The sequence below is a fragment of the Enterococcus sp. DIV0800 genome (genome assembly GCF_050559735.1).
Classification (GTDB): domain Bacteria; phylum Bacillota; class Bacilli; order Lactobacillales; family Enterococcaceae; genus Enterococcus_A; species Enterococcus_A devriesei.
Window position 1 is genome coordinate 496013 of record NZ_CP187899.1, and the last position, 16554, is coordinate 512566.

The window sequence follows — 16554 nt, forward strand, 5'->3', positions numbered from 1 at the left end:
ATTGCTGATAACGCTAATTCGTGAAGTCAGACATGGCTATTCTTGCTGCAAAGTGATCTATTCATGTAAAAATTGCTCTCTTTATAGTTAACAAAACCGCTGAGGCGTTTGCCTTAGCGGTTTTGTAATAAAATAGTGTTTTATACCCATGTCTTGCTCAAGAAAAACGCTTAAAATTTCTCAGTGTCAAAGAGAATTGATTTTATCGTTGCAATTAGCGCCTCATCGGGATTGAGACAGGGAATCGTGGTCCTCGACTGATATTCGGCCAAAAAATACGGAAAATGCGTACACCCGATCAAGATCGCTTCGACGTGATTTTTCTGGAAAAAGCTCATGGAATCCGTCAAACCAAATTGATCGACAATGATGCTCGGCGCGATCTTCGCTTCGACGGCTTGGACCCAATCCAAATTTGTGACATTGTAGACTTGGATGCCCGCATGATGCTGGACTAAGACACTCTCAATGCCCGCCGCACCTTGGCCGTTAGCCGCCAGTACCCCAATGCGCCCATATTTTTCCGCAAAAGCAGCATACATCTGAAAAGGTGTCACAATCGTCAAAGCATACTGCTCAGCAAAATAGTCAAAATCGATCGACGCGCTCAAGGAATTGCAATAAACTAGCAGCAGATCGACCTTTTCGCGGACAAGTTGCTGGATTCTTTTTTCAATTTGCTGCATTTTTTCAGTGGTCGGCAAGGTTTGGAAATACGTCTGTTGCACCGGATTTTTTGAAATAGCAAGCTCGATCAGCTCACAGGGAAAGTCTTGGATCAGTGCGGCTCCCATCTTTGTATCGACTGGCGTCCCCGCCATTACAGCAATTTTTACCATCCTTATGACACTCCCTTCAAAAAAAGAATTTTTGATTATTATACGCTAAAAACACTTTTTAACAAATAGCCCCACGCTCCTGGCTTTCGCAAATGTGATCAGTCCCAAAAAAAACACGGCATTTTTGCTTTATTTCTTAGCGAACTAGTTCATCCAGACAGCACCAGAATAGTTGATCGAATCTTCTTAATTAAAGTAATTTAACGAAGAAGTTCGTTTCAACCTTCAAGAAAAATAACGGTAAAAACAGAACCTGATCATTAAGCAGTGACCGCCGGCAAATCCCTAGGAGAAATTTATGAAATGCTAGAAACCGTTTCTTCAAAACTGATACTTGAATCAATACAGCTTAAGTCTGATTGAATAAGAAAAAATTGAATGCTATCATCGCTTTATATATCATAAATTACATTTGGATGAAGCCTTGACGAATCGTTTATTTTCTAAAACACCAGTTTTGATAAAGCTTATTTCATAAATAAGAAAAGCTTCGATTTCGCTCTTTTGATTATCATTACTTGTCTTATTGGACTAACTAAAAAGGGGGATGACATGGAAAAAAGAAAACTAGATAAGTTAATCAGCTTCAACTCACCAGTTATTTTAGGACTGACCATAGCATCGTTTATCGTACTGATTCTAAATGTAATGACGAATGGAGAAATCAACAAATTATTTGCCGTGTACTATTCATCCTGGGCAGACCCAATGATGTATTTACGCTTATTTACCCACACACTTGTTCATCAGGATTTGAGCCATTATTCGGGAAACTTTCTACTACTATTAGCAGTTGGACCATTAGTAGAAGAAAAGTATGGCAGTAAAAATGTGTTAATCATGATACTGGCTACTTCTGCAATCATCGGCTTGATCAACGTCATTTTCTTTCCGCATACAATGCTTTTGGGCGCAAGTGGCATCGTCTTTATGTTTATACTGCTAGCTTCCTTCACTAACATAAAGGATGGCAGGATTCCCCTTACAGTTATTTTGGTAGGCACGCTTTATATCGGAAATGAAATCGTAAGCGGTGTGATATCCCATGATAATATTTCGAGAATGGCCCATATCATTGGTGGTTTGTTAGGTGCATTGTTTGGATACCTGTTTCATATGAAGGGACTTCAAAATAAGAAGGAGAAGTATCGTTATTAAGAGGCTTAGACTAAAATCAGAGGAACAGCAAAGATTGCATTCTATACGACCTCTTTAACAACTATTTCGTAAACCATTAGAAGCTGACATTCAAGTCATTTATAAATAAAAAAACAAGCTCAACTCAACGCTCTCATTTTTAAAACGAGGCTTTTGAGCTGAGCTTGTTTTTATTGAATGTAGACAGCGAGTTTTAGTACAAAAATGCTAGTACTACCTAAAAATCGAAGGTTTTTTTACATAGTCTTGATCTATCGCAATTCATCTTCTAAAGGTATCAACTCTTCATCAAGAACCTCACGCCATGCGCGTTTCATCGCTTGTGGATATTTGAATGGCTTAGCCTCTGGATTTTGCGATTTATACCCTTCAAAATTCTTACTTTCGATGACTCCTTTGATATTGGGAATCGGATCTTCACCGATGATATATTGCACTCTTGAGGATTGAAGTTCATCACCTGAGACAAACCACTCTTCCGCAAAATGACCAACGATCTGATCAATTGCTTGGGTAAAGTAGTGACGTTTAACGACGAAAATATCTTCATTGGGCTCAATTTGTTCTTCATCGAACGCATTAAGAATCTGACGATACACATCTTTCACGCACTCGGTTTTATTTAATTTTTTCAGTGCTTTTTCGATTTCTTCACGAACATCTGGACTATTCGCTGCATAGGTTCCTAGAAGTTGATCAATGTAGGAAGAGTCAATGTCATACAGCTTGATCGAATTGTCACTAAAGAATTCAATCGATGACAGGTCTGCTTTTTCTCCACCGCCATCATCACCATCGACTAGCGATCCTTTTATCGTCTGATAAACGCCTACTTGTTCTTCTAAGATTGAAACCTGACCTTTAAGAGCTTCTGAACCAACAATATCCTCATTATATTCATCATAAGTCACCAACGCTTCATAAGAGTTATTTAACTCCTGAAAGGCTTTGACATAATCCACCCGTGTTTCCAATGGCGTGTCTTCACTAATACCCGGTAAGAGGCTAAATTCTTGCAGTTTTCGATATGCTTTTTTGAAACGTTTTTTTGACTCATTATAAGTTGGATAAATTAGGCCAGAATCTTCTTTTACTTCTGAATATAATTTAGTCGCTTCTGCAACGTTAGACTCCATTGTATTCGGTTTTCTAAAGGTCACGATTAATCCTTTAGTTTTATCTGGATAGGTTCGATTGGTACGAGAAAAGGCTTGAATCAAGCCCGCATATTCTAAATTCCGATCAACAAATAACGTTTGAATCGTTGGTGCATCGAAACCTGTCAATAGCCGATCAACAACGATAACTAAATCGATTTGTCTGCCAAACTGTTTAAACTCAGCTTTTTTTCTAGCCAAACGATTGTTGATATCTCCGTTATAGCGTTCAATTTCAGCTAAGTTCCACGCAGTATTGTAATAGGCATTATATTCACTGATAATTCCTTGCATCTCATCTTGTTGTTCTTTGGCATTGTCTGTATTTTCATCTAACGAATAAGTGATAGCAATTCTTGGAAAATCAGGATCATCCATCGTTCGTCCTTCACGAATTGGTTGGTTCGGAAACTCCCGTTGTATCCAATCTGATTCTTTCGTCATTTCCTTAATCGCTTGGTAATACTTCTTCGCCATTTGAATTGAACTGGTGGTTAGAATCGCCGATTTTGTTGGACGACCGTTTCTGAAATCAAATTTCGTATACGCATTATTCGGTCGTAAAATTTTATGAATCACTTTTTGAATGTGATCATTATGATCATAGACCGCTGGCTCAATGTAGCTTTCCTTCTTGATCGGATTCATATTATCAACAATCAGATTGATTTGTTCGGGGGAATAGTCCGCATATTTTTCGACTTTAGCTAGTTCATTATGGATTTTATTGTCTAACGAGGTTGTTTCAATCGTATTCTCATGTTCTACTTGAAACCCTAGCACAGAACCATCTTCTAAGGCATTCTTGATGGTATAGGTGTGTAACACTTCCCCGTATTGATCTGTCGTTGTCCGAGCTAATTGCCCTTTGGCTTGTTTCTTATTCACTTCAAAAATTGGTGTACCGGTAAAACCAAACCAAGTCGATTTTGGGAAGAAACCTTTAATTTCCTCCATATTTTCAGCGCTTAAGGCACGATGACATTCATCCACGACAAAAACGATATGTTGCCCCATTAATTTTTGATAGCGATTCGTGCCATTTTTCTCTTCTTGCTTTTTAGCATACTTCAACGCCGCATCCAATTTCTGACGTGTCGTCACAATCACGACATTCGCATTGGCATCTGCTAACAACGTATCGCCTAGTTCTTTCGCACTACCTGTTCCGACAATTAAACTATTCGATTTGGCATTGCCAGAAGAAATTCCTGTATTATATTCAGACGCAAACTTGGTAAATTCACTGGTAGTCTGACTATCTAAGTCTTTACGATCGACTAACATGATCGTCCGATCGATCCCTGTTTTTCGGGCCAGCAGCTTCGTTGAAACAAAACTCGTCAATGTCTTCCCTGAACCTGTCGCATGCCAAACATAGCCAGATTCATGCTTATTTGCCGCAGTAAATAATGCTTCAATTGCATGAATCTGATAGGGATGAAGCACCATCAGGACTTTATTGTCTTGATCCTCACTAACAATTGTATAGTCAGCGATTAACCGATGGGCTTTTGGAATATTCAACACTTGCTTGCAGAACTCATACAAGTTCTCGACCTTCTTATTATCTCTTGTCCGCCAACTAAATAAGAATTTCTTGTGCATATCTTTCGGCATCGCATTAGCAAAATAGCGCGTTGTTTGTTCATTCGAAATGACAAATAATTGCAGCGTAGAAAAGATATTATTCCGAAACATTCCTTCTTCCGCATACTTTTTGATTTGATTGAACGCTTGGTACACGCCATCTTTAGCAGTCGTTTGCTTCAACTCAATTTGAACAATCGGCAAACCATTAATCAATAACGTCACATCAAAACGACGATCTCTCGCATCCGCACTACTACCTTGTTTCGCAATTTGATTGACCACTTCATAGGTAGAAAGCCCACCACCAATGTCTTGATTAGAATAAATAATCGGAGAAATTGAACCTAAACTAGCATCTTCACGCTCAATCGTAATCCGAGCAATGCCATTCTCACCCTTCAACCATTTCGCCGCATCAAAAGGTGTCTGCGTACGCAATAAAATTTCCATCTTAATCGTTTCAAATTCTTTATCAGTTAATGGATGTTCACCAATTTCAGATAAATTATTCTGAACAATTTTCTGATGTAGATTTTGCCAAAGATCAGCTTCAGACTTTAAATCGGAGCGATAAGTCCACTGATTATAGCCTTCACCTAAGACATCAATTAATTGACGTTCCACTTCTGCTTCTTCCCGATGAGGAATTTTCATTATGACACCTCCTAGACAAATAGTTTCTGTAAGAATGCTTTTTTGGTTAGTTGGAGAAGTTCAAGTTCACGTTGATGAAGAGCGATAGTTTTGTCTAATTGTTTAAAGAATGAGCCGATTTTCTTTTGTTCACTTCTTGTTGGCACAGGAATTATTATTTCACGCATTTTTACCATCGTCAAAGCTTTCTGGTTTGACCCTGCCGCACTGTCAAGTAGCCTTTTTTTTCCGATTCCATCATCAAAATAGGAATACACATAATCGGAGTCAGCTTTCAAGTTACTTAATTGAATCAAATTTCCATCCTTATAATAGAATTTTCTATTATCCACTTTCCATACATTTCCTAAAGTACCAACTGCAGTTATCAGTAGATCATTTTCGCTCGGGACTCCATATTTTTCTTTTATATCTTGATATAATTCTTCGGAAATAAAAAGCTCTTGTTTTTCGGCTACTCCTCGTGTACTTATTTCACTGCCTCTGTAAAATGGAACACCTTTTTTTACATAATCACTTAAATGAATTCGTTTGCTCGAGCATAAAAGAGCAATATCTCCTAGTCTAAGTTGTTCCCAATCATCAGTAAATCCTGGAAATCGTACTTCTGGTACTTTTTCCCCTTCTTTCGGAAACATCTTTTGCAAGAAGCCTTGTTTTGTTTGTTTTAGAGTAGTGAGTTCTTGCTGATGTAAAAATATTCTTTCATCAAATTGTTTTAGAAAAAAACCTATTTTTTTCTGTTCATTTATGTTTCCAACGTATGGAAACCTTATATTTTTGAAATTTTCAAAGAAAAGATACTCTCTTACACTTCCCTCTGTATTTCTTCTAACCTCATTAATGAAATCCCTTGATTTTATATACTGCAGTATATACTCATTATCTATTTTTTCACTCATTTTTATTACTACATATAATGAGCTGACAAGCACAGAATGATTCAAATTATTAAAAGCGATCGATCCAACATTAATCCTAGCAGGATTGTAAGCAAATTCCTTCGGATGAACAAATTTATAGCTTTTTTTATCAAGATTATCTAATCGGCTATTTTCAAAGTGCTCTGATTGTTGAACAAGTCCCACTTTGTTACTAACCGAATATGCGGGAATATTCTCATCTCTTGAATTTCTTTTTCCAGACTTGCTAATATAATTTTTAAACTTTTCCCTACTCCAATTTCCTTCAAATCCCAAAAATCTCACTGCTGGTTGTTTATTCTCCATGATCAAACACCTCTAATGCTCCTTTTAACCACTCCTCGTTTTCTGGACTGGTTTGTAAAGTAGAAATCGTTTCAAATAAACTTTTTTCTAGCTCTTGTTTTTCCTCACGAATTTGTTTGATTTCTTTCCCAACACTAACCATATCAACTGGCTCTTCTTCTTCAAAGGTATCAACATAGCGTGGAATATTTAAGTTATAATCATTTTCTTGAATCTCATCAAAACTTGCTAAATGAGCATATTTTTCAATATTTTTTCGTTCAACAAAAGCCGAAACGATTTTTTCAATATTTTCTTTTGATAATTTATTTTGATTCTTGCCTTTAATAAAGTCATTGCTAGCATCAATAAATAAAACATCACGAGTTGTCCGATTTTTCTTCAAGATGATCACGGTTGTTGGAATCGATGTCCCAAAGAATAAATTAGCAGGCATTCCAATAACTGCATAAATACTACCATCTTCTAATAATTTTTGACGGATTGTACCTTCCGCCGCACCACGGAATAGCACGCCATGAGGCAATACAATTGCCATTGTGCCAGTTTCTTTTAAGTGATAATAACCATGTAGCAAGAAAGAAAAGTCAGCTTTTGATTTTGGCGCTAATTTCCCATAGCGGTTAAAGCGTGAATCATCTAAGAAAGAGGCATCCGCTGACCATTTTGCTGAATATGGTGGATTCATAACGACCGAATCAAATGTATATGGTTCGTCTGTCGGCCAGTCTTTATTCAAGGTATCCCCGTTACGTAGGTTCATATCTTCTGAATCAACACCGTGTAGGATCAAGTTCATTTTTGCTAAGTTAAAGGTTGTTGTATTCAATTCTTGTCCATGAAATTTTACATTATCTTGATAAGTTAAATATTTACGAACATTCAACATTAATGACCCAGAACCCATAGTTGGGTCAAATACGCTGAATAGCTTCTTATCTTTTTGATCAATCGTGACAATTTGTGCCATCATATCTGAAACCATAGCTGGCGTATAAAATTCTCCGGCTTTTTTTCCAGCTTCTGAGGCAAACTGACTAATCAGGAATTCATAAGCATCACCGATGACATCGCCCTCATGTCCAATCACATCGATATCATTCAATTTCTTCAAAACTTCTGTAATCGTAACATTACGTTGTTGATCGTCAGAGCCTAGTTTTTTCGACTGCAAATCAACGTCATCAAATAAACCATTAAACTGTTCATATTTTGAAGACAAGTCCACAAAGGCTTTGTTTAAATCATTTAATTGAAATAAATTTTGTTTCGCTTGATCTGCTAATACATTGAATAAATATTTTGGGTCAATGTCGTAACCCAATGTATCGACGATAGTTGCTATCAGGTCCTCTTTTGAGTCTTCGTCTGATAATAACTCTTTATATAAATCTGTTTGTTTTTCCGTTGTGTTATACTCTTCTAGTGATTCATCTGCTAGTAATACGATCTGTTGTAATAATTTATCTGATAGATATTTATAAAAGATTAGTCCTAGTAGATAGTTTTTATATTCTGCTGCGTCCATTTTGCTGCGAAGATTATCCGCTGCACTAAATAAACGTTGATTTAGCTCTGCGCCCATTTTGTATACTCCCTTTAAATAAAATTCAATTGATTGCGTACCATAGTATTTTACCATTTTAAGTCAATAAACTCATGAAACATCTTAAAACTATTGATATAAAATTATAAGTTATGCTCAAAAAAAACAAGGTCTTTTCAACAACCTCGTTTATGAGAAAAAAGCATCTAGCAGTTTGCTAGATGCTCTAAATCAGGAGAGCGAACTCCATTTTTATGGTAGCTTCTCTTCTTTCACTAATGGCCTCATGGGGCGAGATAATGATCTTTTTCCTTTCCTTACATTTAGTATAAGCTTCAGACTTACGAAGGATTTATTTTGGAAAAGATATGATTCCAGCACATTCATGCTCTTTGTTATGCGACTCTGGAATGTTGTAATTGTACGCAGCATATTCATAAGTTGCGGACTTATCGTCTTCTGCAATTAACCGCTCATATGCTCCATATCCTCTACCCATTCTTACTCTTCCTTAAGAATTTTAGGTACTCATCAAACTTACATAAGTTGAATCTTTTTAAATTATACCCGTACAAATAAACTACTTTCTAATTTCACCAATGCAATAAAAATTATATTGCCTTTGTATTGATTGCAATAACGATATCCGTTAAACGCTCAAATTTCCGACCATTTACAAATTGAAATCCCATCTCATCCGGTTCATAAATATAAACAGTTAGATCTTCTAAATCAATAGTAGTTGAATGACAAAGTGTCGTAATGAGCAATTTTACATCGTTCTCATCAACAAATTTTTTTAGATCAAATAGATAGCTCTCCAAAATATCTGGTGCGATATTTCTTCGGGAATCTTGAAAGAAAGTTTCCGGGATAACAAATCGAATCTTTTTATTCTCAAACTCACCAAGAATTTCTGCATATTTCCCGTTCTCTTTCACCATTACGGATTGAATAAAAGCAGACGTTCGTAGATTTTTATTAACATCTTTTGCTGAGATCTGATGAGGCAAAAACTTATAGTAAGTTGGTTCTCTTACCTTTTTCTCAGGATTCGAAGTATCAATAATTTCACCTTCTACATCATATTCGACTTTAGTCACAATATTAGCAGTTGTAGAACCATCCTTTGCTTTCTTCTTCTTTGGTGTTGGTCTTTTATCGGTTTTTGGTTCTTCGCCGGATTCCTTAGAACTAAAATATGCATCCATATCGCTCATGAGCTCTTTTTTCCGCTTTTTAATCCCTTTGTTTGAGGTTCTGCCAAGTTCTTTCATGTATTCTGTCACGCTTTTAGCGGTAACGGTTTCATTTTCGTGGTATGGACACGATTCAGTATGTTCATATGCCTTATGCTTACTTAGATATGGACCAGTCGTTCTTTTATTGTAAGTCATCTTGGCTTCGCAACCACCACCAGTACAAAATAGATTATCTACAACATCTAAATAATCAACTCTTGAGTCAATGTTGTTAAGCGATACAAACTCCTCTTCACCATTTTTCTTATAAATAGCTCCATCAAATTTCATAATGATTCCTCTTTTCTATTTTCGTAAGAAAAAAAAGAAATCAGATATAACATACAAACATCATTGACAAAATAAACGACTTTACAATAATTTTGATAGTTGCTATACTTTGCTTGATAATAAATGACTTAGTAGAGCTCCTAAGAGTTGCTGCTATTTCTAATTTCCCAAAAACAGTAGACGGCCATCTACTGTTTTTCTTTTTCTTCATTTTTGATAATATCATACAATAAAAACAATTACAACCTGTCCCTTATTTTATATACTTTGTCCCTCGAATAGTGTACAATCAATAAGAACAGTAGGAGGCAAAATACGATGAAAAAACAAAACATATTAAACCTAATAAAATACCATGTCGAACGAAACGAAACTGCCTTCAGAAATGAAGCTATAGAAATTGCCAAACGTTTTGATAGTCTAGGTGACTATCAATTAGCTGAATATATTATGAGTCTGATCTCAGAATCTAACTTATACGCTCCTCAAGCAAGTGATTTTGAAAGTGAATTTTTGAAATCTATAGAGTTAAAATCACTCTCCTCTTTAAGTTTACCAACTGATATAACAGATGATCTTAAGGGGATAATTAACGCAGTCAATCATAATATCGGAATAAACAAATTCTTATTTGAAGGTTTACCGGGGAGTGGTAAAACAGAAGCAGCTAAACAAGTCGCTAGATTACTTGATCGTAACTTATACTATGTGGATTTTGATAATTTAATTGATAGTAAACTTGGGCAAACAAATAAAAATATTGCTAATGTATTTAACGAGATTAATAGACTTCCTTATCCTGAAAAAACAGTTATCTTATTTGATGAAATAGATGTAATAGCATTAGATAGAATCAATAGTAACGATGTACGCGAAATGGGGAGAGTCACCTCAGCAATTTTAAGAGAATTGGATCGATTAACTGATTTAAATAAAGGAATCGTGCTGATTGCTACTACGAATCTTTATAAGAATTTTGATAAAGCACTTTCTCGACGTTTTGATGCCGTTATTAATTTTAATCGTTACACGAAAGCTGATTTAATCGACGTAGCGGAATTTTACTTTTCTTCTTATATTAAGAATTTCGATACAGTTTCAAAAGATATTCGTTTATTTAGAAAAATATTGAGCATCCCTGATAGTCTTCCCTATCCAGGAGAACTCAAAAATATTATCAAAACCTCTTTAGCTTTTAGTGATGTTCATAATAGCTACGATTACTTAAAACGATTGTATAACACTCTAGTTGGTAATCTTGAACAAACCAGTATGAAACGATTACATGAACAAGGTTTTACTGTAAGAGAAATTGAGAAACTAACCGGTCAATCAAAAAGTGCAGTTTCTAGAATCTTGAATGAGTTATAACTAAATTAATTAAACAACTATTCAATTTATAGTTAAATTGAATAGAACCAGAATTATTGATAATTTGTTGTGTAATATTGAAGTGAGAGTACAAATAACTTTTTCTATTAAAACTATGCATGTTAACTGAAGTGAGGGAATTTTTATGTCAAATAATGTTTTAGAGTTAAGGGGGAACAAGTTTAAACAAGCGGCTAGAACTGCCTCCGGTGGTGGAGCCAGCATGAACAGTAAGGTGCCTGTGACTAGCGAAGAACTGATTCATTTGCAAGAACAATTAAGTGAAATCCGTTCATTTTGGATAAAGGAGTCACGACCATTTAAAGGTGTATTTGTCAGTGTGTACTATAACAAGATTGTTGCCAAGAGTAATCGGATTGCTGGTTTGCTTAAGGGAAAGGATTCTAACAATGCAATTGTTGGTGCAAAATTCAATGATAAAAAAACAAAGCACATTATCACTTACTACGTTGAAGATAGATACTTAGAAAAAAGTATTTTCAACCTTCAAAAGGCTGCAAAAATTCTAACAAAAAATATTGGTGGATATATAAATAAAGAAATATTTGACGATCAAAAACTTTTTAAACAACTTACATTCGATAATTCTTATATGAGTCGTTCCTTATTTAAACAAATAATAGCTGATGTTTCATATATTGAAAAATTCGAAATTGACCGCTATAAAGAAGTACTCCAAGAAAGTATCATTACACTGTACGATACAAAAATGGATACAAAAAAACTCTTATCCGGTTTGGGAATTAATATACTTTCACATAGAATCATTGATAATCAGACCGTGTTTTTGAATGAAAATGAGTTAAAACTTCTACAGGAAAAGGCTCCTTATCTTGTGGCGATGGCAAGCACCGATTTTAATGAATTATCTCCAGAAGATTTTGACACACATATTCCTCAACAGATAATGGAAATTCCTGATCCAACAATAGAACCAACGATAGGTGTCATTGATACATTGTTTGACGAACGCGTGTATTTTAATAAATGGGTAGATTATCATGAGATGCTCTCAGAAAACTACCCTAAAAATAAAGATGACTATAAACATGGTACTGCGGTTTCTTCAATAATTGTTGATGGTCCACGACTAAACCCTTGGTTAGATGATAACTGTGGTAGATTTAAAGTTAGACATTTTGGTGTAGCAGCGGGAAAGAATTTTTCTTCTTTTATGGTCATCAAACGAATCAAAGAAATTGTTGCAAGCAACCGCGATATCAAAGTATGGAATATCTCATTAGGAAGCAATCAAGAAATTAATGATAACTTCATTTCGGCAGAAGCGGCTGTCTTAGATCAAATTCAATATGATTACGAGATCATTTTTGTCATTGCGGGAACCAACAAGCCAAATGAATCAATCACTAAAATAGGCTCTCCCGCTGACTCCATTAACAGTATGGTGGTAAATTCTGTTAGTCGAAATGGATTATCTACAAGGTACTCTCGCAGAGGATTAGCACTATCTTTTTTTGCAAAGCCCGACATTAGTTATTATGGAGGAAGTGGTGAACAATATATTCGTGTCTGTGAACCTTTAGGAGAAGCAAATGTAGCAGGTACGTCTTACGCTGCTCCTTGGATTGCTCGAAAACTGTCTTATTTAATTGACATTTTAGGTCTGAATCGTGAGGTCGCGAAAGCATTAATCATTGATGCTGCAAAAGGTTGGAAAGATAAACCTACCCCCGAAGAAATATCATTGTATGGACATGGGACAGTTCCAATCAAAATAGAAAGTATTCTCCATACAGAAGATGATGAGATAAAGTTTTTAGTTACAGATATTAGTGAAAAATGGAATTCATATAATTATAAATTTCCGATTCCTTCTCAAGATGACAAATATCCTTATGTAGCTAGAGCAACAATGTGCTATTTCCCCATCTGCGAGCGTACACAAGGTGTAGATTACACAAATACAGAACTAAATATCCATTTTGGGAGAATCAAAGATAACGGAAAAATAAACGATATTAAGGGAGATCGTCAAAATCAAGAAGAAGATATTGACTCAGAAAAATACTTTTTACTTGAATCTGATGCTCGATCAAATTTCCGTAAATGGGATAACGTGAAATATGTTGCTGAAAAACCCAAAACTCGCTCCCAAGCTAAAAAAGCGTATAAAGAAAATAAAAATTGGGGTATGGAAATAAAGACTAATAATAGACTGAATCCGGAACATGGCCAAGGACTTCGCTTTGGTGTTGTGGTAACTATTAAAGAAATTAATGGTGTTAACAGGATTGACGAGTTTATCAAGAATTGCTACTTAAATGGCTGGTTAGTCAATGAACTTGATATTCAAGTTCGTGAAGATATCCATCAAAAATTAAATGAGGATATCGAATTCGAATAACAACTTCTATGCAGGGGTCAATAGGTCGTTAATTCTTAGCTTAGAAGAATTATTGCCCAATCAAAGTACAATTGAAAGTTTCTTTTTATATTGGAAATCCTCAAAGTATTTCTTTAGTCTAATTTTAACGTGTATATCTTGTGTTACCTATTCTTTTGCTAAATTGTTGTAACACGTCTTTCCAATTATCAGTTATCTAAAAAGGTTTAGTCCGGTAATATCTAGTACTTTTTTCTTATCAATGTAAACTCGATTTTACAGTTCTAATTTGATCACTATCAGATATACTCAAAATCAGGAGGGATCAATATGTATAAAAATCGGCTTAAGGAAATAATACAAGGACAAAACCTCAGTCAAAGTTGGCTGGCAGATCAAGTGGGAATTACTCGTCGAGGATTAAGAGATATTATGGATAATCCATTTAGAAATGTATCAATCAATGTTGTGACAAGATTAATGGAAGTATTAGATATTTCTTTTTCTGAATTAGGAAAGGTCTACAAGTTCAGCGAGTATCTTAATGAAAAACTAATTGATAAGTGTTTTAATGAAAAAAATCTAGAAATACTATCATCATTAGTAAAAGAAACAACTGGATTAAGGTTGCTTTTCAGGCCCTATAACAACAAGCAAAGTTTGAATTTACATGCCGATAGACGTTCCAAAAAGGATTTCTCATGTAATATAAGAATTAACGTTACCTTAGAAGGTTTAACTTTCAAAATTGTTGACTTCGACTTCTCTATTTCTCATCCATCAACAGATATAAATGATTTCTTGTCAACATTTTCTAAACTGATCGACTCATTTGAGATTTATGCTAAAACAATTGGGTTTAACCTAATCGTTTTCCATGTCGAACCATATTTTAATCGAATTGTAAAAACACAGTATCCATATATGAATCTAGATTTTTCTTTACTTAGAAGAAAGCTAGAAATCTCAAAATATACATCTAGCGAAAATGAATTGGTAAAACTAATTTTATTGATGAAGAGAGGATTCACTACCAAAAAAAGAACATCAGAGAGTCATACTTTAATGTATTCCAAACAACTCAATACTTCAGTCCTATCTCCCGGAAAAATTGAATTAAGCTATACAGAACCTCGAATCTATTATTAATGACTTCACAAAAGTTATCTTTTTATTTTAAGATGACTTTTGTGTACTTTCTCAATTTGCAATAAAAAAAACCAAATAAAAAATCCTTTCGCATTTTTGAAAATGAATCCAAATTGCGAAAGGATGCGTTTATGCTTTCAATTTTTAGTTATTACTCTTTACTCAAATCCCCCATTAAGCTTCGGCAGATATTCATAATCCACTTCATCATAGGGAAACATCGGTCGCTGAATCTGCTTAAATGTCAGCTTCTCCGTCGCCTGTTGAGTTGGGCCGTCTGTCAATGCCATCACGCAATAGGCTCCATACGTGTCAAAGTCTGGCGAGATATATCCTTGTTTTACTACGATCACTTCGTAGTCCTCCACGGGTACATTCGCCCACTTAAATTGTGCTAGTTCTGTAAAACTTACCGATTCTCGTTGCACCACTACTGTGATGGGATAGTCCTTCAATTTCACCCCGACCACGCAACCCATTTCGGGGGTCTCTTGGTAGTCTTGACTGACCACTCCTCTTGAGACGATCGTTCCTTCTAGCGATACTGCTTTAGACCGTTCATCTAGATCTTTCCCTAATTTGAACTGTACTACGTCCCCTAGTGTGAGGTGTTCCAGCTCAGAGGTCGCTTGTTCGTCAATAATGCCCGCGATCAAGGTTGGTTTCCGCCAATCGGGATAGGCTTCCAATAAATTTCGTAAGATCACCGTACTATAGCCATCGCTGCCGGCACCACAGTTATCCCCGGAGTCGGTAATGAAAATCGGTTTCTCTGTCCTATTTTCCACCTCAGCGAATACCTGATCTAGCTCCCCGTAATTCCCATGATAGTGAAACTGGTAACGTCGGCGCAGGATAAAGTCAGTTAGTTCATCAGCTTTTTCTTTGGCGTAGTCTCGATAACGCTGATCGACTGGTACTACCGTCACTCCACAGCCCAACCGATCACTGTCATGCCGGACATAGCCTACATTGAAGGATGCACAAAGGATTCGTTGATCTTGTTCCAATTCATCGAGCTTTTGGTTGATGGAACGGACGGGTTCGTCCGAAGATACCGAACGCTCACCTCCCACGATGATCGGCAATTTGCGACATACCGGTTGAATGACTCGTGTTCGATCCTGTAAGATTTCACAAAAAAGGGTTGCCGTTTTGTCGAATGTCTCTTGGATATCTGTATGAGGAGAGTGTCGGTAGCAAGTCACCAGATTGGTCATTGCTACTAATTCTTCTGTCACATTGCCGTGAGGGTCCATCACCACGGCGATTGGCAGATATGCGCCCACCAATTTACGGATCTCCCGTAAAATCACAAATTCCGCTGACCCTTCCGGCGAATCCATTACCTTGCTGGCACCATGTAAATACAAATAAATACCATCAAGCTCAGATAGATTCTGTTTTACTCCAGCTAGAAAACGCTCTAGGATGTAGTCAAATGCCGCTCTCTCGATCAAGCCACCAGGATGACCATTCGCGTAGAATCCCGGAATCAGTTGGGTGCCTAGACTTTCGAAGATGGGCTGAATGCCCATCCTCGAAAGCATATCGTCCCCTTCCGCAAAGAGAAAACTCTCCTTATTCATCATTTTCGATGTATGCTCGTTGCTCTCTGAATTAAAAAATCCCACTAATACCTTCATTTACGACTCTCCACCACCGTCATCATATTTTGATAAACACCTTCTGCGTTCATTAAGCCAAAATCGGTGGAGTTGATTACCATGATCGGGATTTCAGCAGGGACTTCTTTACGGACATTAGGCACTGCGTAGCGGACTTGGGGCGCCAACATCACCAGCTGTTTGGCCTGGGATTCCGGTCCAACTTTTTCCAGCCCTACTGCTTCGATATGGAGGGGCTGCCCGGCTTTTTCTGCCACCTCACTGATTTTCTTACACAAGATCGCGGTACTCATCCCCGCTTGGCAAACCAATAATACATTCATGCTCATTCTT

General features: G+C 36.4%; 11 protein-coding genes. 4 read left to right on the forward strand and 7 right to left on the reverse strand.

What is annotated here, in order from left to right; translation table 11 throughout:
* Nucleotides 1-170: 170 nt before the first annotated feature.
* Nucleotides 171-839: an aspartate/glutamate racemase family protein gene (locus IGI54_RS14300; protein ID WP_430621602.1), complete on the reverse strand. Its 669-nt coding sequence runs from the start codon at nucleotides 837-839 to the stop codon at nucleotides 171-173.
* A gap of 552 nt (nucleotides 840-1391) precedes the next feature.
* Between IGI54_RS14300 and IGI54_RS14305 the strand changes: the two genes are divergently transcribed.
* A complete protein-coding gene (locus IGI54_RS14305; protein ID WP_430621603.1) occupies nucleotides 1392-1997 on the forward strand; it encodes a rhomboid family intramembrane serine protease in 606 nt (201 codons plus the stop codon).
* Nucleotides 1998-2248: 251 nt separating this feature from the next.
* Here IGI54_RS14305 and IGI54_RS14310 read toward each other — a convergent pair whose 3' ends face one another.
* The 4 genes from IGI54_RS14310 to IGI54_RS14325 form a co-directional block, all read right to left on the reverse strand.
* Nucleotides 2249-5401 carry a type I restriction endonuclease subunit R gene (locus tag IGI54_RS14310; RefSeq protein WP_430621604.1) on the reverse strand — a complete coding sequence of 1051 codons (3153 nt, stop codon included), beginning with the start codon at nucleotides 5399-5401 and terminating at the stop codon, nucleotides 2249-2251.
* An 11-nt stretch (nucleotides 5402-5412) separates the two neighbouring features.
* A complete protein-coding gene (locus IGI54_RS14315) occupies nucleotides 5413-6630 on the reverse strand; it encodes a restriction endonuclease subunit S (protein WP_430621605.1) in 1218 nt (405 codons plus the stop codon).
* Nucleotides 6620-8215, reverse strand: coding sequence for a type I restriction-modification system subunit M (locus IGI54_RS14320; RefSeq protein WP_430621606.1), 1596 nt, complete (start codon nucleotides 8213-8215; stop codon nucleotides 6620-6622). Before IGI54_RS14320 ends, IGI54_RS14315 begins: the two co-directional genes overlap by 11 nt.
* Nucleotides 8216-8787: 572 nt before the next feature.
* Nucleotides 8788-9708, reverse strand: a complete 921-nt coding sequence (locus IGI54_RS14325; RefSeq protein WP_430621607.1) for a hypothetical protein — start codon at nucleotides 9706-9708, stop codon at nucleotides 8788-8790.
* 318 nt (nucleotides 9709-10026) lie between these two features.
* Here IGI54_RS14325 and IGI54_RS14330 point away from each other — a divergent pair, with 318 nt between their 5' ends.
* The 3 genes from IGI54_RS14330 to IGI54_RS14340 all read left to right on the forward strand — a co-directional run bounded on the left by IGI54_RS14330 (nucleotide 10027) and on the right by IGI54_RS14340 (nucleotide 14593).
* The gene (locus IGI54_RS14330) at nucleotides 10027-11079 is read left to right on the forward strand and encodes an AAA family ATPase (protein WP_430621608.1); all 1053 of its coding nucleotides are present in this window, start codon (nucleotides 10027-10029) and stop codon (nucleotides 11077-11079) included.
* A 145-nt stretch (nucleotides 11080-11224) separates the two neighbouring features.
* Nucleotides 11225-13465 (forward strand): S8 family peptidase, encoded by a 2241-nt coding sequence (locus tag IGI54_RS14335; protein ID WP_430621609.1) that lies wholly within the window; start codon nucleotides 11225-11227, stop codon nucleotides 13463-13465.
* A gap of 309 nt (nucleotides 13466-13774) precedes the next feature.
* Entirely contained in the window at nucleotides 13775-14593 is an 819-nt protein-coding gene (locus IGI54_RS14340; protein ID WP_430621610.1) for a helix-turn-helix domain-containing protein, read from the forward strand.
* A 158-nt stretch (nucleotides 14594-14751) separates the two neighbouring features.
* On the opposite strand, the gene IGI54_RS14345 is transcribed toward IGI54_RS14340, so the two are convergent.
* Both IGI54_RS14345 and IGI54_RS14350 read right to left on the reverse strand, forming a co-directional pair.
* A complete protein-coding gene (locus IGI54_RS14345; RefSeq protein ID WP_430621611.1) occupies nucleotides 14752-16239 on the reverse strand; it encodes a M81 family metallopeptidase in 1488 nt (495 codons plus the stop codon).
* Nucleotides 16236-16544 (reverse strand): hypothetical protein, encoded by a 309-nt coding sequence (locus tag IGI54_RS14350; protein ID WP_430621612.1) that lies wholly within the window; start codon nucleotides 16542-16544, stop codon nucleotides 16236-16238. The genes IGI54_RS14345 and IGI54_RS14350 overlap by 4 nt, the downstream gene beginning before the upstream one ends.
* Nucleotides 16545-16554: the final 10 nt, after the last annotated feature.